Annotated in this window: 15 protein-coding genes; 14 read left to right on the forward strand and 1 reads right to left on the reverse strand. The window is 44.6% G+C overall.

The genetic code is table 11. The features are described 5' to 3' along the window. Positions 1-301: 301 nt before the first annotated feature. The gene (locus tag AC4II3_RS13190) at positions 302-4,921 is read left to right on the forward strand and encodes a DUF6519 domain-containing protein (protein WP_488007534.1); all 4,620 of its coding nucleotides are present in this window, start codon (positions 302-304) and stop codon (positions 4,919-4,921) included. 71 nt (positions 4,922-4,992) lie between these two features. Here AC4II3_RS13190 and AC4II3_RS13195 read toward each other — a convergent pair whose 3' ends face one another. After that, positions 4,993-5,739, reverse strand: a complete 747-nt coding sequence (locus tag AC4II3_RS13195) for a DUF5995 family protein (protein ID WP_488007532.1) — start codon at positions 5,737-5,739, stop codon at positions 4,993-4,995. Between the two features lie 289 nt (positions 5,740-6,028). Between AC4II3_RS13195 and AC4II3_RS13200 the strand changes: the two genes are divergently transcribed. The 13 genes from AC4II3_RS13200 (at position 6,029) to AC4II3_RS13260 (ending at position 22,829) form a co-directional block, all read left to right on the forward strand. Beyond that, the gene (locus tag AC4II3_RS13200) at positions 6,029-10,066 is read left to right on the forward strand and encodes a two-partner secretion domain-containing protein (RefSeq protein WP_488007530.1); all 4,038 of its coding nucleotides are present in this window, start codon (positions 6,029-6,031) and stop codon (positions 10,064-10,066) included. A gap of 190 nt (positions 10,067-10,256) precedes the next feature. Further along, entirely contained in the window at positions 10,257-10,400 is a 144-nt protein-coding gene (locus AC4II3_RS13205) for a hypothetical protein (protein ID WP_488007528.1), read from the forward strand. Positions 10,401-10,869: 469 nt separating this feature from the next. Beyond that, a complete protein-coding gene (locus tag AC4II3_RS13210; protein WP_488013920.1) occupies positions 10,870-11,598 on the forward strand; it encodes a lasso peptide biosynthesis B2 protein in 729 nt (242 codons plus the stop codon). 151 nt (positions 11,599-11,749) lie between these two features. Further along, on the forward strand, positions 11,750-13,663 hold the full coding sequence (locus tag AC4II3_RS13215) for an asparagine synthase-related protein (RefSeq protein WP_488013918.1): 1,914 nt from the start codon (positions 11,750-11,752) through the stop codon (positions 13,661-13,663). Positions 13,664-13,865: 202 nt separating this feature from the next. Next, entirely contained in the window at positions 13,866-14,774 is a 909-nt protein-coding gene (locus AC4II3_RS13220; RefSeq protein WP_488013916.1) for an ABC transporter ATP-binding protein, read from the forward strand. Between the two features lie 7 nt (positions 14,775-14,781). After that, positions 14,782-15,555, forward strand: coding sequence for an ABC transporter permease (locus tag AC4II3_RS13225; protein WP_488013914.1), 774 nt, complete (start codon positions 14,782-14,784; stop codon positions 15,553-15,555). A 37-nt stretch (positions 15,556-15,592) separates the two neighbouring features. Beyond that, positions 15,593-15,850: a hypothetical protein gene (locus AC4II3_RS13230; RefSeq protein ID WP_488013912.1), complete on the forward strand. Its 258-nt coding sequence runs from the start codon at positions 15,593-15,595 to the stop codon at positions 15,848-15,850. After that, positions 15,847-16,515, forward strand: coding sequence for a vitamin K epoxide reductase family protein (locus AC4II3_RS13235; protein ID WP_488013910.1), 669 nt, complete (start codon positions 15,847-15,849; stop codon positions 16,513-16,515). The genes AC4II3_RS13230 and AC4II3_RS13235 overlap by 4 nt, the downstream gene beginning before the upstream one ends. A 12-nt stretch (positions 16,516-16,527) precedes the next feature. Further along, positions 16,528-18,036: an HlyD family secretion protein gene (locus AC4II3_RS13240; RefSeq protein WP_488013908.1), complete on the forward strand. Its 1,509-nt coding sequence runs from the start codon at positions 16,528-16,530 to the stop codon at positions 18,034-18,036. A 17-nt stretch (positions 18,037-18,053) separates the two neighbouring features. Continuing rightward, positions 18,054-19,325 (forward strand): ABC transporter permease, encoded by a 1,272-nt coding sequence (locus AC4II3_RS13245; RefSeq protein ID WP_488013906.1) that lies wholly within the window; start codon positions 18,054-18,056, stop codon positions 19,323-19,325. Between the two features lie 18 nt (positions 19,326-19,343). Continuing rightward, positions 19,344-20,048, forward strand: coding sequence for an ABC transporter ATP-binding protein (locus AC4II3_RS13250; protein WP_488013904.1), 705 nt, complete (start codon positions 19,344-19,346; stop codon positions 20,046-20,048). Positions 20,049-20,077: 29 nt separating this feature from the next. Then, positions 20,078-21,799, forward strand: a complete 1,722-nt coding sequence (locus AC4II3_RS13255; RefSeq protein WP_488013902.1) for a ShlB/FhaC/HecB family hemolysin secretion/activation protein — start codon at positions 20,078-20,080, stop codon at positions 21,797-21,799. Positions 21,800-22,118: 319 nt separating this feature from the next. Continuing rightward, entirely contained in the window at positions 22,119-22,829 is a 711-nt protein-coding gene (locus AC4II3_RS13260; RefSeq protein WP_488016781.1) for a response regulator, read from the forward strand. The last annotated feature ends 56 nt before the right edge of the window (positions 22,830-22,885 follow it).

Consider the following 22,885-nt stretch of genomic DNA (forward strand, 5'->3'; position numbering starts at 1 on the left):
TTCTAAATTCTAAATTCTAAATTCTAAATTCTTAATTCTTAATTCTTAATTCTAAATTCTTAATTCCAAAATGTTGCAGGTTATAAAGTGAAAGGTTAAAGTTGGAAGGTTGCAGGTGGCAAGTGGCTGGTTAACAGTTGTAAGTGGCCGGTTATAGGTGGCAAATGGCTGTTAATAGGTGGCATGTGGCTGGTTATAAGTGGCATGTTGCCGGTTAAACGATTTTAATTCATGGCCTGATTTCAGTTGTAGGGAATTGTGTGTAGGTATCTGATATCTATCTGATAATAAGGAGGGTTTGATGAAAGGGGATTTTACTCGCTTCACATTTAATCGCAACAAACACTACAGTAGCGTCCGGATGCAGCAAGGTAGGGTATTGCTGGATGCGGATTGGAATGAACAGCTAGATATCAGTGCCTATCGCGATTCGACAATTGCTCAAGATACGATTGGACTCAATGGTTTTCCCACTGATACTCAAAATGGTGTTCTGAGTAATACCAGTAGCAGCTTTCAACTTACAGTGGGTGAGAATGGTAGCACGTTGACCATTGACAAGGGACACTGCTATGTGGATGGCATCTTCTGTGAAAATGATCAGCAGGTGGAGTATACCAAACAACCGGATTTGCCTCAGGTAGAACTGGACAAAACCTCAGGTTACTACTTGGCTTATCTGGATGTCTGGCAACGGCACATCACAATTATTGAAGACCCCAGTATTCGAGAAGAAGCTCTCGGTGGACCAGATACCAGCACCAGGACTAAGACCGTTTGGCAGGCTAAGCTGCTTAAGGTGGAAGCGGATATTAATAAGGAGTTAGATAATAACACATTATCTGAACTATGGAATAACTGGGTTAACGTTGCTAATAACAAAGGGCAGCTCTTAGCCCGTACTCCCCAAGGGGCAGGGGGAAGTCAGGCAAATCAGTTGTACCGTTTAGAAATTCATCAATCGGGAGAATTAGGGCAAGCCACCTTTAAGTGGTCACGGCATAATGGTGCGATCGCAGCTCGGATCGAAAGCATTGATAGTAACCGGATTAATATTGGTGGTGATTCCCAAGCTGAGTTTGCTACTGGTCAGTGGGTGGAAATCACTGATGAGCGGAATACTCTACAGGGCATCCCGGGGATATTTGTCAAGCTCAACAATGTCCAAGGGGATAACCTGTATGTGACCGAGTGGCCCAACAATCAACCGGTAACACGAGAGTCTTTGGGGACAATTCCCACAGTGCGGCTTTGGGATTCGGAACAAGCCATCACAGTGACACAGCCTGAGGGGAATGAGGGATATATTCAGTTAAACAATGACCTAGAAGTTAAGTTTGAATCCGGAAACTACAGGACTGGGGATTATTGGTTGATTCCTACCCGAACCTCACAGACCGTTGAATGGAGTATAGACAAAGCCAATCCCCATGGCATTAGTCATCACTACTCTCCCTTAGCCCTACTGCTCTGTGATGGCAGCAAGTGGGAATTAGTAGAAGACCGTCGCGCTATTTTCTCTCCCTTGACTGGAGTAGTGAGTCAATCCGGGGGTACCATGAGCGGCCCCTTGACCATTGAGAGTGCTCTAACGGTCAGTGATAACGTCACCCTCGGGAACAGCGATCAAGATACAGTCACTATTTATGGCACAGTGCGATCGCAACATTCATCTGGGTCACTGCGGATAGCGGATGCCTTAAACGTCTCGGAAAACCTGACCGTTGAGGGTAAGGTTGGGATTGGCACAACACAACCAGGGAATTACAAGCTTAAGGTTGATGGGGGAGATACCCATTTAAATGGAGCAGTAACGGTCTCTGGGAATCTAGAGGTAGAGGGAAATGTAACATTTCGAGGTGATGTCATTGCTCGGGACGTTGATCATCAACCAGGGGATGTGTTACTGGGAGACCAGGATGAAGATAGGATTACCTTTCATGGCACATTGCGATCGCAACATTCATCCGGAAAACTGGAAATCGCTGATGCCCTCAAGGTAGCAGAAGACTTGAGTGTTGGTGGGAATGTTGGTATCGCTATAGACACTCCAGAGAAGAAACTTCATGTTGAACAGGGTGAACTCAGAGTTAGAGCTAGCCACAATGAGATAACTGCGGATATTGGAGCCTTCTATGCCCAAAACCTCACCCAAGGCATTGGGATTGGCTATAACCGTATTGAAGCGATTGGCAGTAATGGTAGCCAAGATATTGTGATTCGTCCCAAAGGCACTGGGCAAGTCATTCTAGATAACAGCAAGCTTAACCTCAACGGTAGCCAAAAAATTGTCTTTACCGACACCAACACCAGCAACAACCTGAAGTTGCAATTATGGAGCGGATATGGTCTAGGTATCAACGGTGCCACCTTGTTCTACGCTGCTAATGGCAGGCACTCCTGGCGAGACAAAAATGGTACCAATGAGAGAATGGCATTAACCACAGCAGCCAATGGTGGGCTGAGTGTGCTCGGTACAGGTAACTCTTCCTTTGCCGGTAACCTCACCATTGCTGGGATTACCCAGAGCCCAGTGTTTGATGTGGGTGGATTTAATCACAGTCAGCATATCAATAAAGATGGTGCCTTCTATCGTTACAATGGACAGGTTTATATAACCGTTGACGATAATCTCTACATCCGTGATTTTAATAATCCTAATGATAATTCTGACAATATTAGGATGCACTTCAATACCAATAATGGCAGCCTTGGTATTAACAAGACCAATCCAGGGGCAAATCTAGATGTCAATGGTAATCTGAAGCTGCAACTGGGTGTAGCAGTCAATGAGTTTTCCAATGATGGCAGTCTTGGTGGTAACAATGATTTAGCCGTACCGACCGAAAGGGCAGTAAAGAGCTATCTTGACAACCAGATAAACCAAGTTGACCAGAGAAAAGCTAATGTAGCTGGTTCATCGGAGCAAGACTTTCAAGCCAAGACTCTCAAGGTAAACCAAGACCTGACAGTTAATCGCAATGTTGGTATCGGGACCAATGCTAATGCTGATGCCACACTATCTGTGCAAGGGGATAGCATCCTATCAGGGTTTGTCTTTCTTGGGAATCAGGATACTGACAATATCACGATTCATGGCACAGTGCGATCGCAACATTCATCCGGGAAACTGGAAATTGCTGATGCTGTGAACGTAGCAGAAGACCTCAGTGTTGATGGAAATGTGGATATCAATGGGCTTCTGAACGTCAGGGGTAACGTAACATTCTATGATGCCTTGCGATTGCGAGATATGGCAGTATCCGGTAACATCTCCATGGGGAGTGGGGAGCAATCCATAGCAGAAATTTACGGCACATTGCGATCGCAACATCCATCCGGTGCCCTACAGGTAGCTGATGCCTTACATGTTTCTGAAAACCTGACTGTTGAGGGTAACGTTAGCATTGGCGCAAGCACTGGTGAAGCCAAATTATCCGTTAGCTCATCCACTAATGATACCTCCCATGATCTAGAAGTACGAAATAATCAAGGTGACACCGTCTTATTTGTCGGACCAAGTGGAGCGAGTGAGGGAGAAAATAAGGCTGTCCTAGAATTAACAGGAAAAGATAATACAGCTGGTAGTATTCATGGGCGTCATGCTTATATTGTTTCTCGTTCAAACCCTGATAATATCTATGCCACTGACCTAGGGTTTAAAGTTAGGGGAACAACAGTGTGGGAGCATACTGAACTACCAGACGCATTGACAATTCAGTACAACAGCAACATTGGGATTGGCACAACAGAGCCACTGAAGAAACTTCATGTTGAACTCGGTGAACTCAGAGTGAGAGCTAGCCACAATGACGTAACTGCTGATATTGGAGCCTTCTATGCCCAAAACCTGAGCCAAGGCATTGGGATTGGCTATAACCGTATTGAAGCGATTGGGAGTAATGAGAACCAAAATATTTTGATTCGTCCGAAAGGCACTGGGCAAGTCATTCTAGATAACAGCAAGCTTCAAGTTAACGGTAACCAACAAATTGTCTTTACCGACACCAACACCAGCAACAACCTGAAGTTGCAATTATGGGGCGGATATGGTCTAGGTATCAACGGTGCCACCTTGTTCTACGCTGCTAATGGCAAGCACTCCTGGCGAGACAAAAATGGTGCCAATCCGAGAATGGTATTAACCACAGCAGCCGATGGTGGCCTAAGTGTGCTGGGCACAGGTAACTCTTCCTTTGCTGGTAACCTCACCATTGCTGGAATTACCCAGAGCCAAGGTGGTCTGAATGTTGATGGTAATGTTACCTTAGGGGAGACCAGCAAGCTTCAAGTTCACGGTAGCCAACAAATTGTCTTTACCAATACAGATGTCACCAACAACCTGAAGTTGCAATTATGGACAGGATTTGGTCTAGGTATCAACGATAGCACCTTGTTCTACGCTGCTATTGGCAAGCACTCCTGGCGAGACAACAATGGTGCCAATCCGAGAATGGAATTAACCACAGCAGCCGATGGTGGGCTGAGTGTGCTGGGCACAGGTGAGTCTTCCTTTGCCGGTAACCTAACCATTGCTGGGATTACCCAGAGCCAAGTGTTTGATGTGGGTGGATTTAATCTCAGTCAGCATATCAATAAAGATGGTGCTTTCTATCGTTACGGTGGACAGGTTTATATAAGTGTTGACGATAATCTCTATATCCGTGATACAGGGGATTCTAACAATATCAAGATGCACTTCAATACCAATAATGGCAGCCTTGGTATTAACAAAACTAATCCAGAGGCAAATCTACATGTCAATGGTACTCTGAAGCTGAAAAATGGTGTAGCAGTCAATGAGTTTTCCAATGATGGCAGTCTTGGTGGTAACAGTGCTTCAGCCGTACCGACGGAAAAGGCGGTAAAAGCCTATGTTGATGCACAAATTAAGAACGTTCTTAAGCAAATTAGTAAATGATGGTGAGCACCTTCAAGGTTTGGGCAGAAAAGCCCCGACCTGAATTGGGAACCCCAAGGGCAAATATCAGACTAATTAAGAGCATCAAGAATAGCAACAATGTCATCCGACTCTTGCCATCGAATCAGGTCAATGACTGGTTCGATAAAGCCATGGGGATTGGCAATGGTATTTCCGAGAATAGCGACTTTTCTATCAATGATAGCGATCGCTCCTTGACGTTGTTCAGGAGTTTGATAGGCCAGGATTTGGGCATAGTCCCAAGCTTCCTGGCGAGCTTTGATAATACTGAAATTAGCTATTTCCTCATCAGTTCTGCCCCCCACTAAATCCAGCAGCCCCACAAAAGGGGAAAACTGGTTAATCACTGGCTGTACTAATTCCAGGCATTCAGCGAGAATGTCATTAATTTGATTAAAGTCCCTTTCCAGGCTAGACAATTGCTCACCTGGTGCAGTCTCAGCTGCGGAAATGCCTAGATCTAGGTTAATGTGGGCGTTAATTCCTAGTAGCAAATGCTGTAGAATAATCAGGCTAGAATCATTAGTTGCTTCAAACGCTATCTGCCAAGACTTTGATGGTTGTCCCCCTTGGCGATAAGCCTCTAGTGCAGCAACATAGCGATTCCCAAAGTTAGTAGTGAATTCACTCATTCTGGGATTATCATCGAAGCGGTTTTCAGCAATCGATTGTTTGATTTTTAGTGTTACCTGTCGATAGAGTGCTGGAAAAAAACCGATCCGACTACGCTGGGATTTAGCAGCATCAATAATAGTATCTAAACGTTCAATCAGCTGATCAATGTCGTTGGCTAGCATGTTTAATTATCTGAAGTGTTGAATAGGGAATAGGGAGTGGGGAGTCGGGAGTCGGGAGTCGTATAGACCAGGAGGGAAAACTCTACCGGTTGTTGAGTAGATAATGCGATTGGCCTACGGCCACGCTACGCAATTGACCGTAGGTCACGCTACGCGAACGCACTTATAGCAGTCGGAGTAAAGCTTAAGACATCTTCTGCTCCCTGCTCCATTTCAACCCAAAGACTATGTCCTAAAGTATACTTCCCTTGCTATAGTATAGATTTCCAGACCAGGGGAGGAATGAGCAGTGAAAGGTATTTACTGGTTAGCACTTTTGGGTATAACTTCGCTTCAGGGATTGTCCATTAACCCATCTTTGGCTCAGAGTAATATCATTCCTGACAACTCCCTTGGGGCTGAATCTTCCCAAGTTATCGAAAATTTTCAAGGATTACCTGTAGAAGTAATTTTGGGTGGAGCCGAGCGAGGAATTAACCTGTTCCACAGCTTTCGGGAATTTAATGTCAGCGAGGGCAGAGGGGCGTATTTTTCCAGTCCCAATGCAGAAATCCAGAATATTTTGACGCGAGTGACGGGAAATAACCGTTCTGATATTTTGGGAACCCTGGGGACTTTTGGCAGTTCCCAACCAAATTTATTTCTAATTAATCCCAATGGGATTGTGTTTGGTAGCAATGCCAGTTTGGATGTGGGAGGTTCCTTTGTAGCAACGACAGCCGATGGGATTGCCTTTGGTGAGCGGGGTTTGTTTAGTGCAACGGAACCTCAAAGAAGTAATTTACTTTCCGTTAACCCCTCTGCATTCTTTTTTAATGCTGTCAACAGTCAAGGGCAAATCGTTAACCGTTCCAGAGCAACAACTACGGTATTGGGAACTCCTGTTAATGCAATAATTCTCAATGGACTAAGTGTTGTTACTGGTGAGAGTCTGCTGTTAGTAGGTAACGATGTGCGATTGGAAGGTGGGATTTTGCAGGCTCCTAGTGGGCGAATTGAAATAGGAGGCTTAGCGGAAACGGGAACAGTTGGGTTAAATGTGGATGAAAATAATCTGCAATTGAGTTACCCAGTTAACGTAGCAAGAGCAAATGTAGTGCTTGATAATGGTGCTGCAATTAATGTTAATGGCGATCCCGCTGGCAATATTCGCCTAGAAGGTAATAACGTTAGTCTCAGCGGAGCTTCAAGTATTAATTCAACGACTATCAATCAAGATAGTGGTGATATTTTTATCCGTGCCGATAACTTAGAGCTTGCCGGAAACTCTAGTGTTGGTTCTAATACTTTTGGTACAGGTAAAAGTGGAGATATTACAATTGATACTGGTATCTTTACAACTCAAGAAAATTCTTCAATTTTCACTAGTTCTCTTCTCGCATCAGGAAAAACCGGTAATATTACCTTACAAGCTAAGGATTCTGTGAATATTAATAATTCTGTAAATAGATTAAATTCTGCTGGACTATCTACATTCGTAATAGGACTAGGAGATGGATCAACAACAGGAACTGGTGGTAATATTTCCATTGAAACTAAAGAGTTAATTCTCCAAAATGCAAATATACTTGTTAGTACTTTTTTGGGTCAAGGAAATGCAGGCAAACTAAAAATTATAGCAACTAACTCTGTTAATTTAAATAACAGTTTGATGACTACATCATCCCTAGGTGCTGGAACTGGAGGCTCTATTGTTATTGAAACAAAAAAATTTAATATTGAAAATGGATCTAGGATATTCACAAGTGTTTTTGACCCAACTAATGTTGATTTTAGTACTGTTCTTGATCCTAGAGTTTTTTCCAGTGATTTGATTACTGTATTTACTACCCTCATTAGTACCATTAATTCCGAAAATGTCGGGAAAGCTAATTCAGGTGATGTGACAATTCTTGCTTCTGACTCTGTCAACGTTACTGGAGAATCAGTCAATGGCACTCGCAGTTCTTTATCTACAGAAACCTTTGGTGCAGGAGAGGCTGGAGATTTAACAATTGACACGGGGCGGTTAGTTGTAAACGATGGGGGATTTGTCTCGGTTAGTACTGCTCCAAATAGCCAGGGCAAGGGGGGAAACTTAACTGTTATTGCTCGGGATTCTGTGAAACTTAGTGGCACTACCACAAATGAACAATTTAGCAGTGGTTTGTCTGCTGGGACTGAAGGAACTGGTAATGGTGGAGAAATTCAAGTCACAACTGATAAGTTAATTGTCCGTGATGGGGCAGCCATATTAGTGATTACCAACAATCAGGGCAAAGGGGGCAGTTTAACAATAACAGCTTCTGATTTCCTAGAAATTCGAGGTAGTTCAAAAAATAATTTATTTTTCAGTCGCTTAGTAACAGATACTTTCGGTGCAGGAGAGGCTGGAAATTTAAACATTGACACCGGGCGGTTAGTTGTCAAAGATGGGGGCTTTGTATCCGTTGGCACTCGTCCAAACAGCCAGGGCAAGGGGGGAAACTTAACTGTTATTGCTCAGGATTCCGTGGAAATTAGTGGCACCAGCACAAATGAACAATCTAGCAGTGGTTTGTTTGCTGCGACTGCAGGAACTGGTGATGGTGGAGAAATTCAAGTGACAACCGATAAGTTAATTGTCCGCGATCGCGCAGTAATATCAGCGACTACCAACAATCAGGGGAAAGGGGGCAGTATAACAATAACAGCCCCTAATTCTGTGGAAATCAGTGGTAGTTCAGTAAACATTTTATTTGTCAACAGCTTAGTAACTGATACTTTCGGTACAGGAGATGCTGGAAATTTAACAATTGACACCGGGCGGTTAGTTGTTCGAGATGGGGCATTTGTTTCTACAGGTACTCGTCAAAACAGTCGGGGAAACGGTGGTAATTTAACTGTTGAAACTAGTCAACTTATTGTTCGTGATGGTGGACAAATTTCGACTTCTACTTTTGGAAAGGGTAAAACCGGTAATTTAGATGTTCGTGCTTCCGAGTTTATTGAATTGATTGGAAGTACAGAAAGGGGTTTTAACGCAAGCGGCTTATATGTTCAAGTTGGTCAAACAGGTGAGGGAGATGCAGGAGACTTAAACATTGAAACAAATCGTTTGACTGTTGTAGATGGAGCACAGGTGAATGCTACCACTTTTGGTAAAGGTAATGGAGGTAATCTAACAGTTACTGTTCCTAAAATCGAGTTACTTGGGACTACTACGGATGGTAATTTCCCTAGCGCCTTGCAAGTTAGAGTCGAGCCAAGAGCTCAAGGAAATGCAGGTAACTTAACTATTGAAACGGATAAGTTGAGTGTTAGGGATGGAGCTAGAGTTGCAGCAGATACTACTAGCTCAGGTAATGCTGGAAAATTATTAGTGCGAGCCCAAAATTTAGTAGAAGTTTCAGGTATATCCGTAATTGGTAATCCCAGCGGTTTATTTGCTGGTGCTATTCAAGATAGCGGTGATGGAGGAGACTTGAGAATTCAAACTGATCAGCTAACTATTCAAGATGGAGCAACAGTAAGTGTAAGTAATTTTCAAGGTACCAACTTAGCTTTTACCGGTTCTGGTTCCCCTGGTAACCTTGAGATTAATGCTGATTCTATCGTGCTTGATAACAAAGGAAGTATAACAGCAGCAACATCAGTAGGTTCCAAGAAAGAACAAGGTAATATTTTTATCCGTCTTCGTGATGTTCTTCAAGTCAATAACAGCACAATATCTACTACCTCCGAACAATCCTCCGGTGGCGTAATCAACATCACCGCCCAAAACATCCGCCTTTTCGGTGACAGCGACATCCGTACCAATGTCTTCACTGGTGACGGTGGTGGTGGTAACATCAACCTTACCGCTAACTCGATTATTGCTTTTGATGACAGCGATATCCTAGCATTTGCTCGTGATGGTAAAGGTGGTGACATCAAACTTAACACCCCAGCCTTCTTTGGTGAAAATTACCAACCCGCTCCGAAAGGCACAGACCCGGCTACCCTTGATGGCAACAACCGCGTCGATATTAATGCCAGTGGTGCCGTATCTGGAGTGATCACCTTACCTGACACTACCTTTATTCAAAATAGCCTGACGGAGTTACAACAAAACCCGATTGATACTAACGCCCTGATCTTGACTAGTTGCATAGCCCGCAGTAATAAGGTTGAAGGCACATTTGTGATTACAGGTTCCGGAGGCTTACCCAACCGTCCAGGGGATCCATATGTTTCACCCTATCCCACCGGAACGGTACAAGGTGTAACACCTCATACCTCTTCTTGGAAAAAAGGCGACCCAATTATGGAACCAACAGGAGTGTATCCCCTGGAAGATGGACAGTTGGTGATGAGTCGAGAGTGTTGAGACAATCAGCTGGTCTTGATCAGAATTGCCATACAGTTTTCTGTATATTTCAATTCATAAAAGGTGAATGAATTCCCTAGAAATTGACTTTAATCTGTGAAGTATCAGGAACGGTTAGTCAATTGCGAAATGTCAATTCACCAATTGTAACTGATCAAAACCAACTAATTGATTGAATAGGAGAGTAACCATGAAAGCACAAACTCTAGCATCGACCAATACCTCCGGCTATCTTGCACCTGAACTGTACGATCTAGGGAACATTGATAAACTTCAGGCGCTTCCGTTTGGATTGTTCTTCGACTTCTTTTACTGGTGGACCTGGTGGTATTGATAATAAGGAGTCGAGCCGCTACTAATGTAGAGTATTGAAACCATCAATGCTCCTAAACAAAAGTAGCTGTTAAGGAATGACACCAAAATAAGTTGAGCAAATTAGTCCCTATATATCCGATTATATCCTATCTAGTCCGGATAGCATGCTCAACTTATTAAAGTTTAGTTCCTAAATTGTGAGCAAATAAGTAAGACAGGTAGATTGAGGTGCGCGCCTCCTAGGCCGGGTTCCTCGGCCTAGGAGGCGCGCACCTTTAATAAATTCTCTCAAACTGCCTGTTTCCCTAAAATATATGACCATATAGCACTACGCATTAAGGTGTTTGACATTGATAAAAGCTGAAAAAGGTGCGCTTTTGCAATAAACTTTTGCCTCTTGCCTCTTGCCTTTTGCCTTGGGCGTAGCGCTATAAATTTAATCTTCCCTTGGTCAAGTCAATTACTCAAAAATCATCAGGATAAGGGATATGACCAACTTAGCCCTACAGGAATTCGTCCCTACCGTAATTACTGAAACAAACGGACTCTATCGTCTCCAAAAGGATGTAATTTTAGTTCTTCAAGATGGGGTTGCACGAGTATTGGGTCTCAATCGCGGCAGATTTTATGGACTCGATGCCATCGGTACAAAGATGTTAATGCTTGTCCTTGAGCAAGGTCCAGAAATGGCGGCACGTTGCCTAGCTGGTGAATATGGAGTATCAGAAAGCCAGGTGCTTGCGGATGTAAAGAAGCTTTTGGAGGATTTGGAACGTCAGCAACTACTTGTGTGTCAACTCCCCCAATCCTACCAGTCTGTACCACCATCTCCTTTTACCACTTCCCTGCTGCTAACGGTTGCATGGATTAGCATTCGGACTTTGGGTTGGACGAGAACTATCAAGTTATGGCGACGTTGGCAACCTTCCATAGCACCCAATACCCCCCCGGAAAATTGGGAGAAAGCACTGGCAGCAGTTGATGCTGTAGTGCGGTCAGCGGCAGCAAAACACATGTTACTGCCAATGGCGTGCAAAGAGCGAGCCCTTGTGGGTTGGCAAATCCTCAGGACAACTTTCGGTCTGCCAGCAGAACTCGTAATTGGCATCAGTTTGTATCCTTTCGAGGGACATGCTTGGGTAGAGTGTGCCTCAGAGATTGTGACGGATGACCAATTGCACTGCCAGATGTTTACCCCAGTGGCACGGTATAGCTGAACTATTGGCGTTACTGAATCTTTGCATGAATAGGATGTAGAGTGGGCATCCTGCCCGCGCCAAAAGATCAGGAACAGGCAAGATGCCTATTCCACAAAACTTTTAAAATCATTCCATTATTAAGCAACGCCGAACTATTAAGGAGAAAGTGATGAGAGTAGGATTCGATGTTTTTACTGGTTTGGATACTGGTTTGGATGGGGATGTGGAATTTCGGGTATTTCCATCTAACCGAGACCATGTAATGCGATCGCAAAGCGTAACCTTTGCCCGCAATTATCAATCAAGGACTGCCGCTGTACTGATGGGGCACTTGTGTTATCAGGATGAACTTCTCGCCAAGTTACCCCAGTCCATAACTCAAAACTGTACATCAGACGCAGCAATTGCCCTAGCAGTGTATAGTCATTTCGGTCGCCAAGGTCTAGAACAATTAGAGGGAGAGTTTTCCCTGGTGGTGTGGGATGGGGAATTACAACAGCTGTTCGCCCTGCGTGACCCCCTTGGTTCCTGGCAGTTATTCTGGCTGAAGGCAGGAACAACGCTAGCTCTCAGCACTAGTATCATACCCCTGCTGGATTTGCTCCCCAATAAACCCTTCAACCTTGACTTTCTCGCCCAATTTCTGATGTTGCCCTCTCCCGCTGTAGAGCTACCAACAGAGGAAACAGCATTCACGGGCATCAACCGTGTACTTCCTGGCACAATACTGACCATTACGGCTACCGGAACGGTAGAAACCTACCGTTGGTGGGATTGGGCAGCAAAACAACACCACAACAACAGCCTTACCCTAGAGTCAGCAGGGGAACAGTACGCCCATCTGTTGCGGCAAGCGGTTAAACAACGAATGGAGCGAGGGCAAATTGCCGCCCACCTATCCGGGGGAATGGATTCTTCCAGTGTCGTTTGTCTCGCCCGGGATTGGATGTTGTCTGGGGTAGGCAAACCCCAGTTAGACACCCTAACAGCAGTCTACAAACGTCCTAGCTTGGCTGGTGAGCGAGCATACGCCGAGATAGTGCTAGAACAGGGTGGACCGATTGTCCCTCACTTCCTTGATGCTGACGATGCCCTGGTCTTTCGCTGGTTCAATGATGACATCCCTTACCATGACGAACCCTATGCAGGTCTATCCCACCTAGCCATGGAAAAGCTTTTAGTGGAAGCTGCCCATAAACTGGGAGCGGATACCATTTTAACCGGTATGGGAGCTGATGAACTGCTGGTAGGAACACGCCTGAGTATGGCGAGTAAGTTGCGCCAAGGTCAATGGTTAGCAGCATTTTCCGAAGCCCAACGCATGGCACAGGCTAATAACCAGAGTATCTGGTCAATCCTTTATCAATTCGGCATTGGGCCTGCTTTGCCGATGCTGATGGTGGGTACTATTGGTACCTGGTGGCGGGGTGGGTTTGGACGCTGGCCCAAGGTCGGAAAATTTGCCATTCCTCCCTGGATATTGCCCGAATTTGCCCAGGGTACTAAAATGCAGACCATTGGCAGACAAAATGCTCAAAGACTATACGGTGGTTCCGCTGAATTCTCTGTGGATTTGTGGTCTCTCCAAGCCTCCGTAGGTGATTGGTCTCGATGGTATCTCGCAGCACCACAAGGTATGCACAACTCCCATCCTTTTCTTGATTCTCGGGTGCTGAGTTTCTGCCTAGAGTTGCCCACAGCCCTCAGAGAAATCCCTGGTATGCCCAAGCCAGTTCTGCAAACAGCTATGCGGGGAATACTGCCAGAACCAATTCGCAGCAGACGTCACAAAGCTACATTTAACGATATCTATTGGCTTGGTTTGTCTAAACATTTACCCTGTTTAGAATTAATGGTGCGTAATTCCCCCAGCCAAGAATTAGGTATATTTGATGCCCAGCAACTGATTCAGGCTATGCGCCAGGCTGCCGTTGGCATTGGAAATATGGAAGCCATCTATCACATTAACACTACATTGGCACTCATCGCTTGGTTCGACCAAATGATGGCAGCACAGCATCAATCTCTAGAAGCACCAACGGAAGTACACCAGCTACATCGGCAAGTCGAAATTACTTGTTAGTATAGCGCTACGCGCAAGGGCAAGAGGCAAGAGGCAAGAGGCAAAAGTTCACTAAAAAAGCTTTTATCAATGTCCTCACCTTAATGGGTATTGCTATATCATGTTCCGTTCAATCGTTACTATTCAATCTCACCCATTAAACCTGCAGCGGCTACTCCCAGGGTAGTTGCACTAGATGCCAAGAGTCAGGAAAATGACAGCCATGACCACACTAGAAGCTTATAACCTCCAAAAACACTACCGACAGCGGGGAAAGATCGTTGCAGCAGTAAGTGGGCTATCCTTAACCATTGAGCCAGGGGAAGTCTTGGCTTTTCTTGGTTCCAATGGGGCTGGTAAGACGACCTCCATTAAAATGATTGCCGGTTTAATTCGACCTGATCGGGGTTCAGTAAAAATAGCTGGTCGTGATCCCCATCGCCATCCCCAAGCACGGCGGCTGGTGGGTGCCGTTCTTGAAGGTAACCGCAACCTCTACTGGCGTTTGACTCCCGAGGAAAACCTGGAATATTTCGGAGTATTAAGAGGCTTGAGCCAAAAAATCGCCCATCGTCAGGGTTTGGCCTTATTAGACAGATTTGGTCTGTTGTCCAAACGTCACACTCCTGTACAAGGACTATCCCGGGGGATGCAACAGAAATTAGCGATCGCTGTTGCTTTGGTTCATCAACCCCGATTACTGCTCCTAGATGAGCCGACTTTAGGGTTAGACGTAGAAGCCAGCCAGCGCGTCAAAACCATGGTTCGAGAAATGGCACAAGCAGGCTGCGCCATTCTACTGACCACCCATCAACTGAATGTTGCCCAAGAAATTGCTGACCGGGTCGCTATTATTCAACAAGGTCAAATCATTGCTCTGGAACCAACTCGCCAGATTATCCAGCGGTTTTCTGGGTCCACCTATGCGATCGCAATCGAAGGCTGCTTAGACCAGTTACGACTCCGCAAACTGGAGGCATTAGGTGGCGTGGTACAAAAGGGAGAAATTCTTTACCCTGGCACACCAGAAGGTCTTTATCAAGTATTGCAAATCCTCAATCCTTTGCCTTTGGTGCAAGTCAAAAAGGATGAGGCTGATTTAACAAAAGTATTCTTAAAACTAGTGGGATAGAAAAGCCATGCTGCAATTGCTCCGGGCTGAATTCAAGCGTACTTGGACTGAGTTTATCCGCTATCCAGTTGAAGCATTTTCCTCCGTCGCCGTCACAACATTCATTTTTTATGGAATGTTTTTCAGCGTTCGCTTTGTTGCTGGGCCCCAACTAAGTGTTGGCAATCGAATTGATACCATTGTCGTCGGTTATGTGCTTTGGGTTTTAGTCTTATCTGTTATTAATGATATTGCCATTACTTTACAAATAGAAGCCCAAACTGGAACCCTAGAACAGGTTTTCCTTTCATCGTTCAGTGCTGCCACAGTTTTTTTAGCTAGAACTGTCGTTAGTCTGGCCTTACGTCTTATCTTAAATGTCAGTCTATTGCTGCTGATCACTCTCGTAACTGGAACCCGTCTCAGCTTTCCTCCCAGTTTACTCTTACCTCTGTGTACCTTGTTACTAGGAGCCTACGGTCTTTCCTTCTTGATGGGTGCTTTGGCCTTAGTGTTCAAACGTGTCGAGCAAGTGTTAGGACTTTTCCAGTTTACGTTCTTGTTTTTGCTAGCCGTGCCTACAGAAACATGGCTGAGCCGATTCCAAGGGTTAAGACTATTGTTACCAATGACAATGGGTGCAGATGGACTGCGCCAACTGATGGTAAGCAATCAAAGTTTAGATATCTCGGAGTTTGCCCTTGCCTTAGTCAATGGCATAGTCTATTTTACCTTCGGGTTACTGGTTTTTCAATGGGCGGAACGCCAAGCTAAGCAACACGGAATATTAAGCGGATATTAATCGTCTACTCTCTACAGTCTACTTCTCAGGAATTGTTATGAAACACCAACCTTTTCTACACTGGATGCATCGCTGGTCCCGCCCTCTGATCGCAGGAATAGCCTCTTTGGGTGCTGTAGCAACTGCCTATCCCAAAATCATTCAATTAACACAAAGTAATTCTACTTGTCGTCCCAGCGGTTGCCATCTACCTCCTACCAGTGCCGATGCTGCCATCTTGAGTTCACCGATCACCTTATTAGGCTTAATTGCTTGCATTAGTATGGTGCTTTCGCGATCGCTCCCCTGCTTGTGAATTCAAAAGCACATAAACAGTTCCGCTCTCCCTTAGAAAAGTGGACAATTGTGTTACTAGCAGTTGGTGGGACATTAATGCTAATTGTCAGTAGTTACCTGCTATATACGACACTGTTTGAATTCCAGGAAAACTGTAGCTTTTGTATTCTGTCTACTTTATTGTCAGCCAGCTTGTTTTTTCTCGCCTTGAGCGCTGGTGGTTGGCAGAAATTGAGACAACAACTGCTCACGGCAACTATGGTGGTGATACTGTTGCTCCTTGGGGTACTGGGTCTTTATACCCTGGGGAATATCAGTCGCTCTGCCAGCGAGATCAACTATACTATAACCAGTTCTTCTAGTGAAGCACACATCGCTCTAGCAGAGCATTTGCAGAAACTAGAAGCGAAAATGTATGGTGCATTTTGGTGCGATCATTGCAATGAGCAAAAAGAAATGTTTGGTCAAGGTGCCTGGAGCCAAGTTAATTACATTGAGTGTGATGCTAAAGGTAAAAACTCTCGCCCAGACCTCTGCAAGGTCGCCAAGATTAAAGGCTTTCCTACTTGGGAGATTAACGGTCAGTTGTATTTAGGGAAACAATCATTACAGACGTTAGCCGATTTATCTGGCTACAAAGGTTCCCATAACTTTCAGAATTATTCTAGTCAAGCAGTGCCATAAAAGGAGTAAATCATGGCTTTTCAGGCAAATCAGCCATTGGCAGATTTCAATTTTGGTAAAAATAGGTTGGCTAAATGGCTGCTAAGACTACTCCTTTTGTGCCTCGTCTTTGGAGGAGGCTATGCAGCTTATCGCCAGCGGGTTGCCCTGCCAAATCAACAAGCAAAAACCCAAACGCAAACTGTATCTGTAGAAAAACTGAACCTAGCGGTCACAGTTTCTGCTAATGGCGTCATTGAGCCCGAACGTGCGATTAATCTTAGCCCCAAAACTACAGGATTGCTGAAAACTCTGTTAGTCAAGGAAGGCGATCGCGTACAAAAAGGGCAAATTCTTGCCTATATGGATGACTCCAATCTCACCGGGCAATTAACTCAGGCAGAAGGACAACTAGCTGAGAGACAAGCAAATCTGCAAAAGTTGCTAGCTGGCAATCGTCGAGAAGATATTGCCCAAGCTCAAGCACAACTGGCTGAGGCACAAGCAAATTTGGAAAAGTTGCTGGCTGGCAATCGTCGAGAAGATATTGCTCAGGGCTTGGCACGATTAGAAAAAGCACAAGCAAATCTGCAACAAGCTGAAGATGACCTCCAGCGCAAGCAGGAATTAGCAACGGCTGGTGCTATTTCTGTGGAAGATTTTAATCAAGTCCGGACGGCTCGTGATACAGCCGAAGCAGGGGTAAACGAAGCCCAGCAAGCTTTGCTACTCCTAAAAGCAGGGGCACGGGAAGAAGACATTGCCCAAGCCCGGGCTAGAGTGATGCAGAGACAGGAAAGTTTGAAACTAGCCAAAGCAGGGGCACGCCCAGAAGACATTGCCCAAGCCCGGGCTAGAGTGATGCAAGCCGAGGGGGCTGTGCAAAATGCCAAGGCGCAGATAGCAGATACAGTAATTCGCGCTCCTTTCACTGGCATTGTTGCTAGGAAGTATGCCGATCCAGGTGCCTTTGTCAGCCCGACTACCGCAGGTAGTTCTGTCTTATCCGCTACCTCTTCTTCAATTTTGTCCCTAGCTTCTAGTAACCAGGTAGTAACGGCATACGTAGCAGAAAGTAATATTTCCAAAATCCGCTTGGGACAAGACGTCACCATTACTGTTGATGCTTACTCAGGAAAAACCTTTACCGGACAGGTGGCACAAATTGCTGCCCAGGCAGTTGTAGAACAGAATGTTACCAGCTTTGAGGTCAAGGTGGCCATTGTCTCGGATTCACAACAACTTTTGCGTTCTGGGATGAATGTCCATCTGGATTTCAAAGTAGGCACACTCTTAAATGCTTTGGTGGTACCGACAGTGGCAATTGTCCGCCAGGAGAATGCTACAGGTGTGTTTGTAACAGGAGAAAATAATCAAGCTATCTTCACTCCCATAGTGACTGGCGTTACTGCTAATCACAAAACAGAAGTCAAATCAGGTTTGCAGGGAACCGAAAGAGTGTTTATAAATTTCCCAGAAGGGTTCCGACCGCAATCGATTACCCCACCTCCTTTTCCCGGTTCACGTTCACGTTCACGTTAATTACAAGGTGTGGAAAAATGGCTACACCAGTTCAGATTCGCTTTAGTACAGCATCCACTGTAGAAGTCTTAGTCATGGCGCTGGAGGCTTTGTGGAGCAACAGATTACGCACAGGGCTGACCATGCTGGGTGTCATTATTGGGATTGCCTCGGTAATTGCTATTACTTCCGTTGGTCAGGGAGTGCAAAAGGCAACCGAGCAGCAGTTACAGGGTTTGGGTACAAATGTGATGGTGGTGTTGCCTGATACTGCCAGAAATAGTCGCATCAATCTAGGTAGTACTGGTAGGGGAACACGTTTGAATTGGGAGGATGCACGGGCAATTAAAGACCAGGTGACTACGGCTAGTGCGGTGTCTGCATTCTTGCAAAAGCCTAATGTCTCCGTAGTCTATGGTGGCAAGAATGTATTAACTACTGTCATCGGTACGGATTTGAGTTACCCGGAGGTCAAGAACATCTATCCCCAGTCGGGGCAATTTTTTAATCAGGATGATTTGCTCTCTAGTAAATCAGTGGTTGTTCTGGGTTCTAAGTTACGGGAACAACTGTTTGAACCGGGGGCAAATCCAGTTGGTGCCAATATCCGCATTCAGGGAGAGCGTTACATCGTTATTGGTGTTATGGAATCTAAGGGTGCGGTAGGAGCAATAGACCAAGATAATCAAATATATATTCCCTTGACGAATATGTCGGCGCGACTTATTGGTAATAATGCCCTAGCCGGGATTGCCATCAATGGGTTGTGGTTGAAAGCCTCTGATGAGTCGAGTTTAAGTGCAGCTCAATTTCAAGTTACCAATCTCTTGCGCTTGCGCCATAATATTTATCCACCCCAAGCCGATAATTTTAGAATCATTAACCAAACAGACATGATCAATACCTTAAATAGTGTGGTGGGTTTATTTACGGTAATGGTGGGAGCAGTTGCTGGAATTTCTTTAGTTGTTGGCGGAATTGGTATTGCCAATATTATGTTAGCTTCTGTTGTGGAACGAAGGCGAGAAATTGGCATTCGTAAAGCACTAGGAGCTACCAAAGCAGCAATTCTCAAGCAATTTTTAGCAGAAGCTGTCGTAGTTTCTGGTGTGGGGGGAGTGATTGGCATGGGATTCGGAATAGCCTTGGCTTTCAGTGCAGCCACTATTTTCCAATTTCCCTTTGTGGTTTCTCTGTGGTCAGTCATTTCTAGTTTTGGGCTGTCTTGTATTGTGGGATTACTGGCTGGGGTAATACCTGCAAATAATGCCGCAAAATTAGACCCAATCGTTGCTTTACGGACTGATTAAACTATATAAATAAAAACTATGATTTGGATGGAAGCGATTACTAAGATTTATGATATGGGGGAAGTCCAGGTATCAGTTCTGAAGGGAATAAACCTGTCAATTAAAGAAGGAGAATACATTGCCATTATGGGGGCTTCTGGTTCTGGAAAGTCCACATTAATGAACATTATCGGTTGTCTCGATCGCCCAACTACAGGACGCTATGCCCTTGAAGGCAGAAACCTCACAACCCTACATGATGACGAACTTGCCTATATCCGCAATCAGCGCATTGGCTTTGTGTTTCAGCAATTCAATCTCTTGCCTCGCTCTACAGCCCTTGAGAATGTTATGCTACCCATGGTCTACGCCAATGTACCTAAACCCAAACGACGCCAACGGGCAATGCAAGCCTTGAGTAGAGTGGGTTTGGGCAACCACCTTCACCACCGTCCTAGCCAACTTTCTGGGGGACAACAACAACGGGTTGCCATTGCCCGTGCTTTAGTCAATCGCCCCGCTTTGCTGTTGGCAGATGAACCTACCGGAGCCTTAGATACCAAAACCTCCCAGGAAGTCATGGATCTACTTGGGGAATTAAACCAGCAAGGCATAACCATCGTGATTGTTACTCACGAACATGATGTAGCTGCCCAAACCCAACGACTTATTCAGATGCAGGATGGTTTGGTAGTAGATCGCGATGAGCAAATTTTTCTAAAATCTATTAGTCTCAATACTTAGAGCGGTTTTGAATTGGATGAGGTATAAAATTGCTATCTATAAAACTTCTGCTTTCTTCTGCCTTCTTCATTGTCGCCTCCACTTTAATTCTCTTCCCGTCCATTGCCTCTGCCCAATCTTCACCACCCCCAGGGGTCAACATTCCTCCGAATACTCCGGAAATAATAGACCAAACCCTTCCTCAACCAACACCCTCACCTAGTCCCCCCATCCCTGCTCCAGCTTCTCCCATTCTTCCAGAACCGACCCAAAAGCCACCTGACATCACGTTTCCCACTACAGAAACTTTCTTTGTGAAAAAAATTGAAGTGTTGGGAAGTACAGTTTTACAAGACGAAATTACCAAATTAACCCAACCCCTGGAGAACAGGACACTAACCTTTGCAGATTTGCTACAACTGCGGTCGGATATTACAGAACTTTATATCGAAAAAGGTTACGTCACCAGTGGCGCATTTCTCCCCTATCAATATATCAAAGATAATATAATCGTGCAAATTCAGGTAGTAGAGGGAGAACTAGAGAAAATTGAACTTAAGGGATTAGATCGGTTGCAACCAGGGTATGTGCGATCGCGTTTAGAACTAGCTGCTTCTACTCCATTAAACCAGAAACGCTTAGAAGAAGCATTACAATTACTACAACTCGACCCCTTAATTAGTCGGGTAAACGCTCAGTTAACCGCAGGCAGCAAACCAGGCTTTAACATCGTCCAAGTCCAAGTCCAAGAAGCACCAGCATTTTACGCAGGTATTACAACCAATAACCGCCAATCTCCTAGCGTCGGTTCCGAACAAATTAGTGTGTTTATTGGTCATGATAATTTGTTAGGGTTTGGCGATAGTATCTCTGGTACTTACGGCATTACTGAAGGACTCAATCTATATGATATTAGCTATAGCATTCCCATCAATCGCCGGAATGGTGACGTTAGCTTCCGTTATGACAATACCGATAGCCGAATTATTGAAGATGACTTCCGCGATATTAAAATTAGAAGCGAAACCGAAACGTTTTCCGTGACTATTCGTCAACCGTTATACAGAAAACCCTCAACGGAATTTGCCCTTGGTTTAGCTCTAGATTTGCGTCGGAGTCAAACATTTATCCTTGATGATATTCCCTTTTCTTTCTCCGAAGGTCCCGAAAATGGTGAATCAAACGTTACAGTGATTCGCTTTTTCCAAGATTGGGTGGACCGTAATGCTACCAGAGTTTTCGCAGCGCGATCGCAATTTAATCTGGGCATAGATGCCTTTGATGCTACGGTGAATAATGAAGCTCCGGATGGGCGGTTTTTGTCTTGGTTAGGACAATTCCAATGGGTACAGCGTTTATCATCCCGAAATTTATTCTTACTACGTCTTAATACCCAACTAACATCAGATTCCTTGTTATCTATTGAAAGATTTAGTGTGGGGGGAGTCGATACAGTACGAGGATATCGGCAAAATCAATTAGTAGCAGATAATGGGATCACAGCTTCAGCAGAAGTCCGTATTCCTCTGACAGCAAACACCAATACATTGCAAATCGCGCCCTTTTTTGATATTGGCACGGCTTGGAATAATGGCGGGACAAATCCAGACCCACAAACCATAGCGAGTTTGGGGCTAGGATTAATTTCGCAGCCTAGTAACGCTTGGAATTTACGTTTAGATTATGGTATCCCCTTAATGAGTGTTGACGACTCTGGGAATACCTTGCAAGATAATGGTTTTTACTTTTCTTTGCAATATCAACCATTTTAGCGATGCAGAGGTGCGACCCACCTGGCAAGCTCTTCTAGTTTCCCCTTCGCCCACACCCCACACCCCACACCCCACACCCCACACCCAGTAAACCTTTGTTCGCGTAGCGTGGCCGAAAGGCCAAGGCTGTTTGTCACCCCGTCAGAAAATATACACTTTTCTGTATATCCTATTAAGTCCACCTCCGATACTATAAGTAAAGACAGCATCAGAAGATAAACAAGTTATTAATGAACTTATATTAAGTCTAGCCCTGGTGTCAGCCAAAAATTTTTAAATTTTGTGTATTTAGCTAAAACAAACTAGAGGAGAAGGTGATATGCTCAATGCCAGCTCTGATCGGTTAACAATCCATCAAGATTTACCCAATACCAGTAACTTGAAGATTTTAGTAGTAGATGACCATCAACTAATTTTAAAAGGAACAGTCAACGAGCTAAGCCAACAGTATCCAGACGCAGAAATAGTCAAAGCAAAAACCGCACAACAAGCTCAAAAGGAAATCGCTAATTCTAACTTTGACCTGTTGGTGATGGATTTGTGTATACCAGAAAAGCCAGGAATGAGTGCCGAAATTGATACTGGTATTTACTTACTTAAGAAGTTACTAAAAAACTATCCCCAACAGAATTTCCTGGTGCAAAGCAGTCATGTCAAGACACTGGTACGAATAAAACATGAGATTGATAACTATGAAGGTGGCTTTGTAATTGCCGAAAAGGAACTTTCGGAATCGGAAATGTTAATCAGGGTTGACTTAGCACTAAAAGGAGCAACCCATACAAGAGATATTAAAACTGGATTAGAACTGAAACCAGAATGGTTAGAAGTCCTGAAACTAGCCTCTGAGGAAGAATTGACAGATAAACAAATCTCTGAGCGCATGTATAAATGTGAACGGGCGGTGCGTACCTATTGGACGAAAATCCAAGATGTTCTCGGTGTTTATCCCCAAGACTGCAAGCAAGAAGGTAAAAATATTCGGATTACAACCCTGAATAGAGCCAGAGAAGAAGGACTAATTGATTAGTTTTTGAATCATTAAACTATTTCAATAATTGTGTTGGTGTAGTTTTAAATATTGAT

It is taken from the genome of Moorena sp. (genome assembly GCF_982860115.1).

Bases quoted from the DNA above. Each gene is read 5' to 3' on its own strand.
- AC4II3_RS13190 (WP_488007534.1), top strand. From the start codon at position 302: ATGAAAGGGGATTTTACTCGCTTCACATTTAATCGCAACAAACACTAC.
- AC4II3_RS13195 (WP_488007532.1), bottom strand. From the start codon at position 5,739: ATGCTAGCCAACGACATTGATCAGCTGATTGAACGTTTAGATACTATT.
- AC4II3_RS13205 (WP_488007528.1), top strand. From the start codon at position 10,257: ATGAAAGCACAAACTCTAGCATCGACCAATACCTCCGGCTATCTTGCA.
- AC4II3_RS13210 (WP_488013920.1), top strand. From the start codon at position 10,870: ATGACCAACTTAGCCCTACAGGAATTCGTCCCTACCGTAATTACTGAA.
- AC4II3_RS13215 (WP_488013918.1), top strand. From the start codon at position 11,750: ATGAGAGTAGGATTCGATGTTTTTACTGGTTTGGATACTGGTTTGGAT.
- AC4II3_RS13220 (WP_488013916.1), top strand. From the start codon at position 13,866: ATGACCACACTAGAAGCTTATAACCTCCAAAAACACTACCGACAGCGG.
- AC4II3_RS13225 (WP_488013914.1), top strand. From the start codon at position 14,782: ATGCTGCAATTGCTCCGGGCTGAATTCAAGCGTACTTGGACTGAGTTT.
- AC4II3_RS13230 (WP_488013912.1), top strand. From the start codon at position 15,593: ATGAAACACCAACCTTTTCTACACTGGATGCATCGCTGGTCCCGCCCT.
- AC4II3_RS13240 (WP_488013908.1), top strand. From the start codon at position 16,528: ATGGCTTTTCAGGCAAATCAGCCATTGGCAGATTTCAATTTTGGTAAA.
- AC4II3_RS13245 (WP_488013906.1), top strand. From the start codon at position 18,054: ATGGCTACACCAGTTCAGATTCGCTTTAGTACAGCATCCACTGTAGAA.
- AC4II3_RS13250 (WP_488013904.1), top strand. From the start codon at position 19,344: ATGATTTGGATGGAAGCGATTACTAAGATTTATGATATGGGGGAAGTC.
- AC4II3_RS13260 (WP_488016781.1), top strand. From the start codon at position 22,119: ATGCTCAATGCCAGCTCTGATCGGTTAACAATCCATCAAGATTTACCC.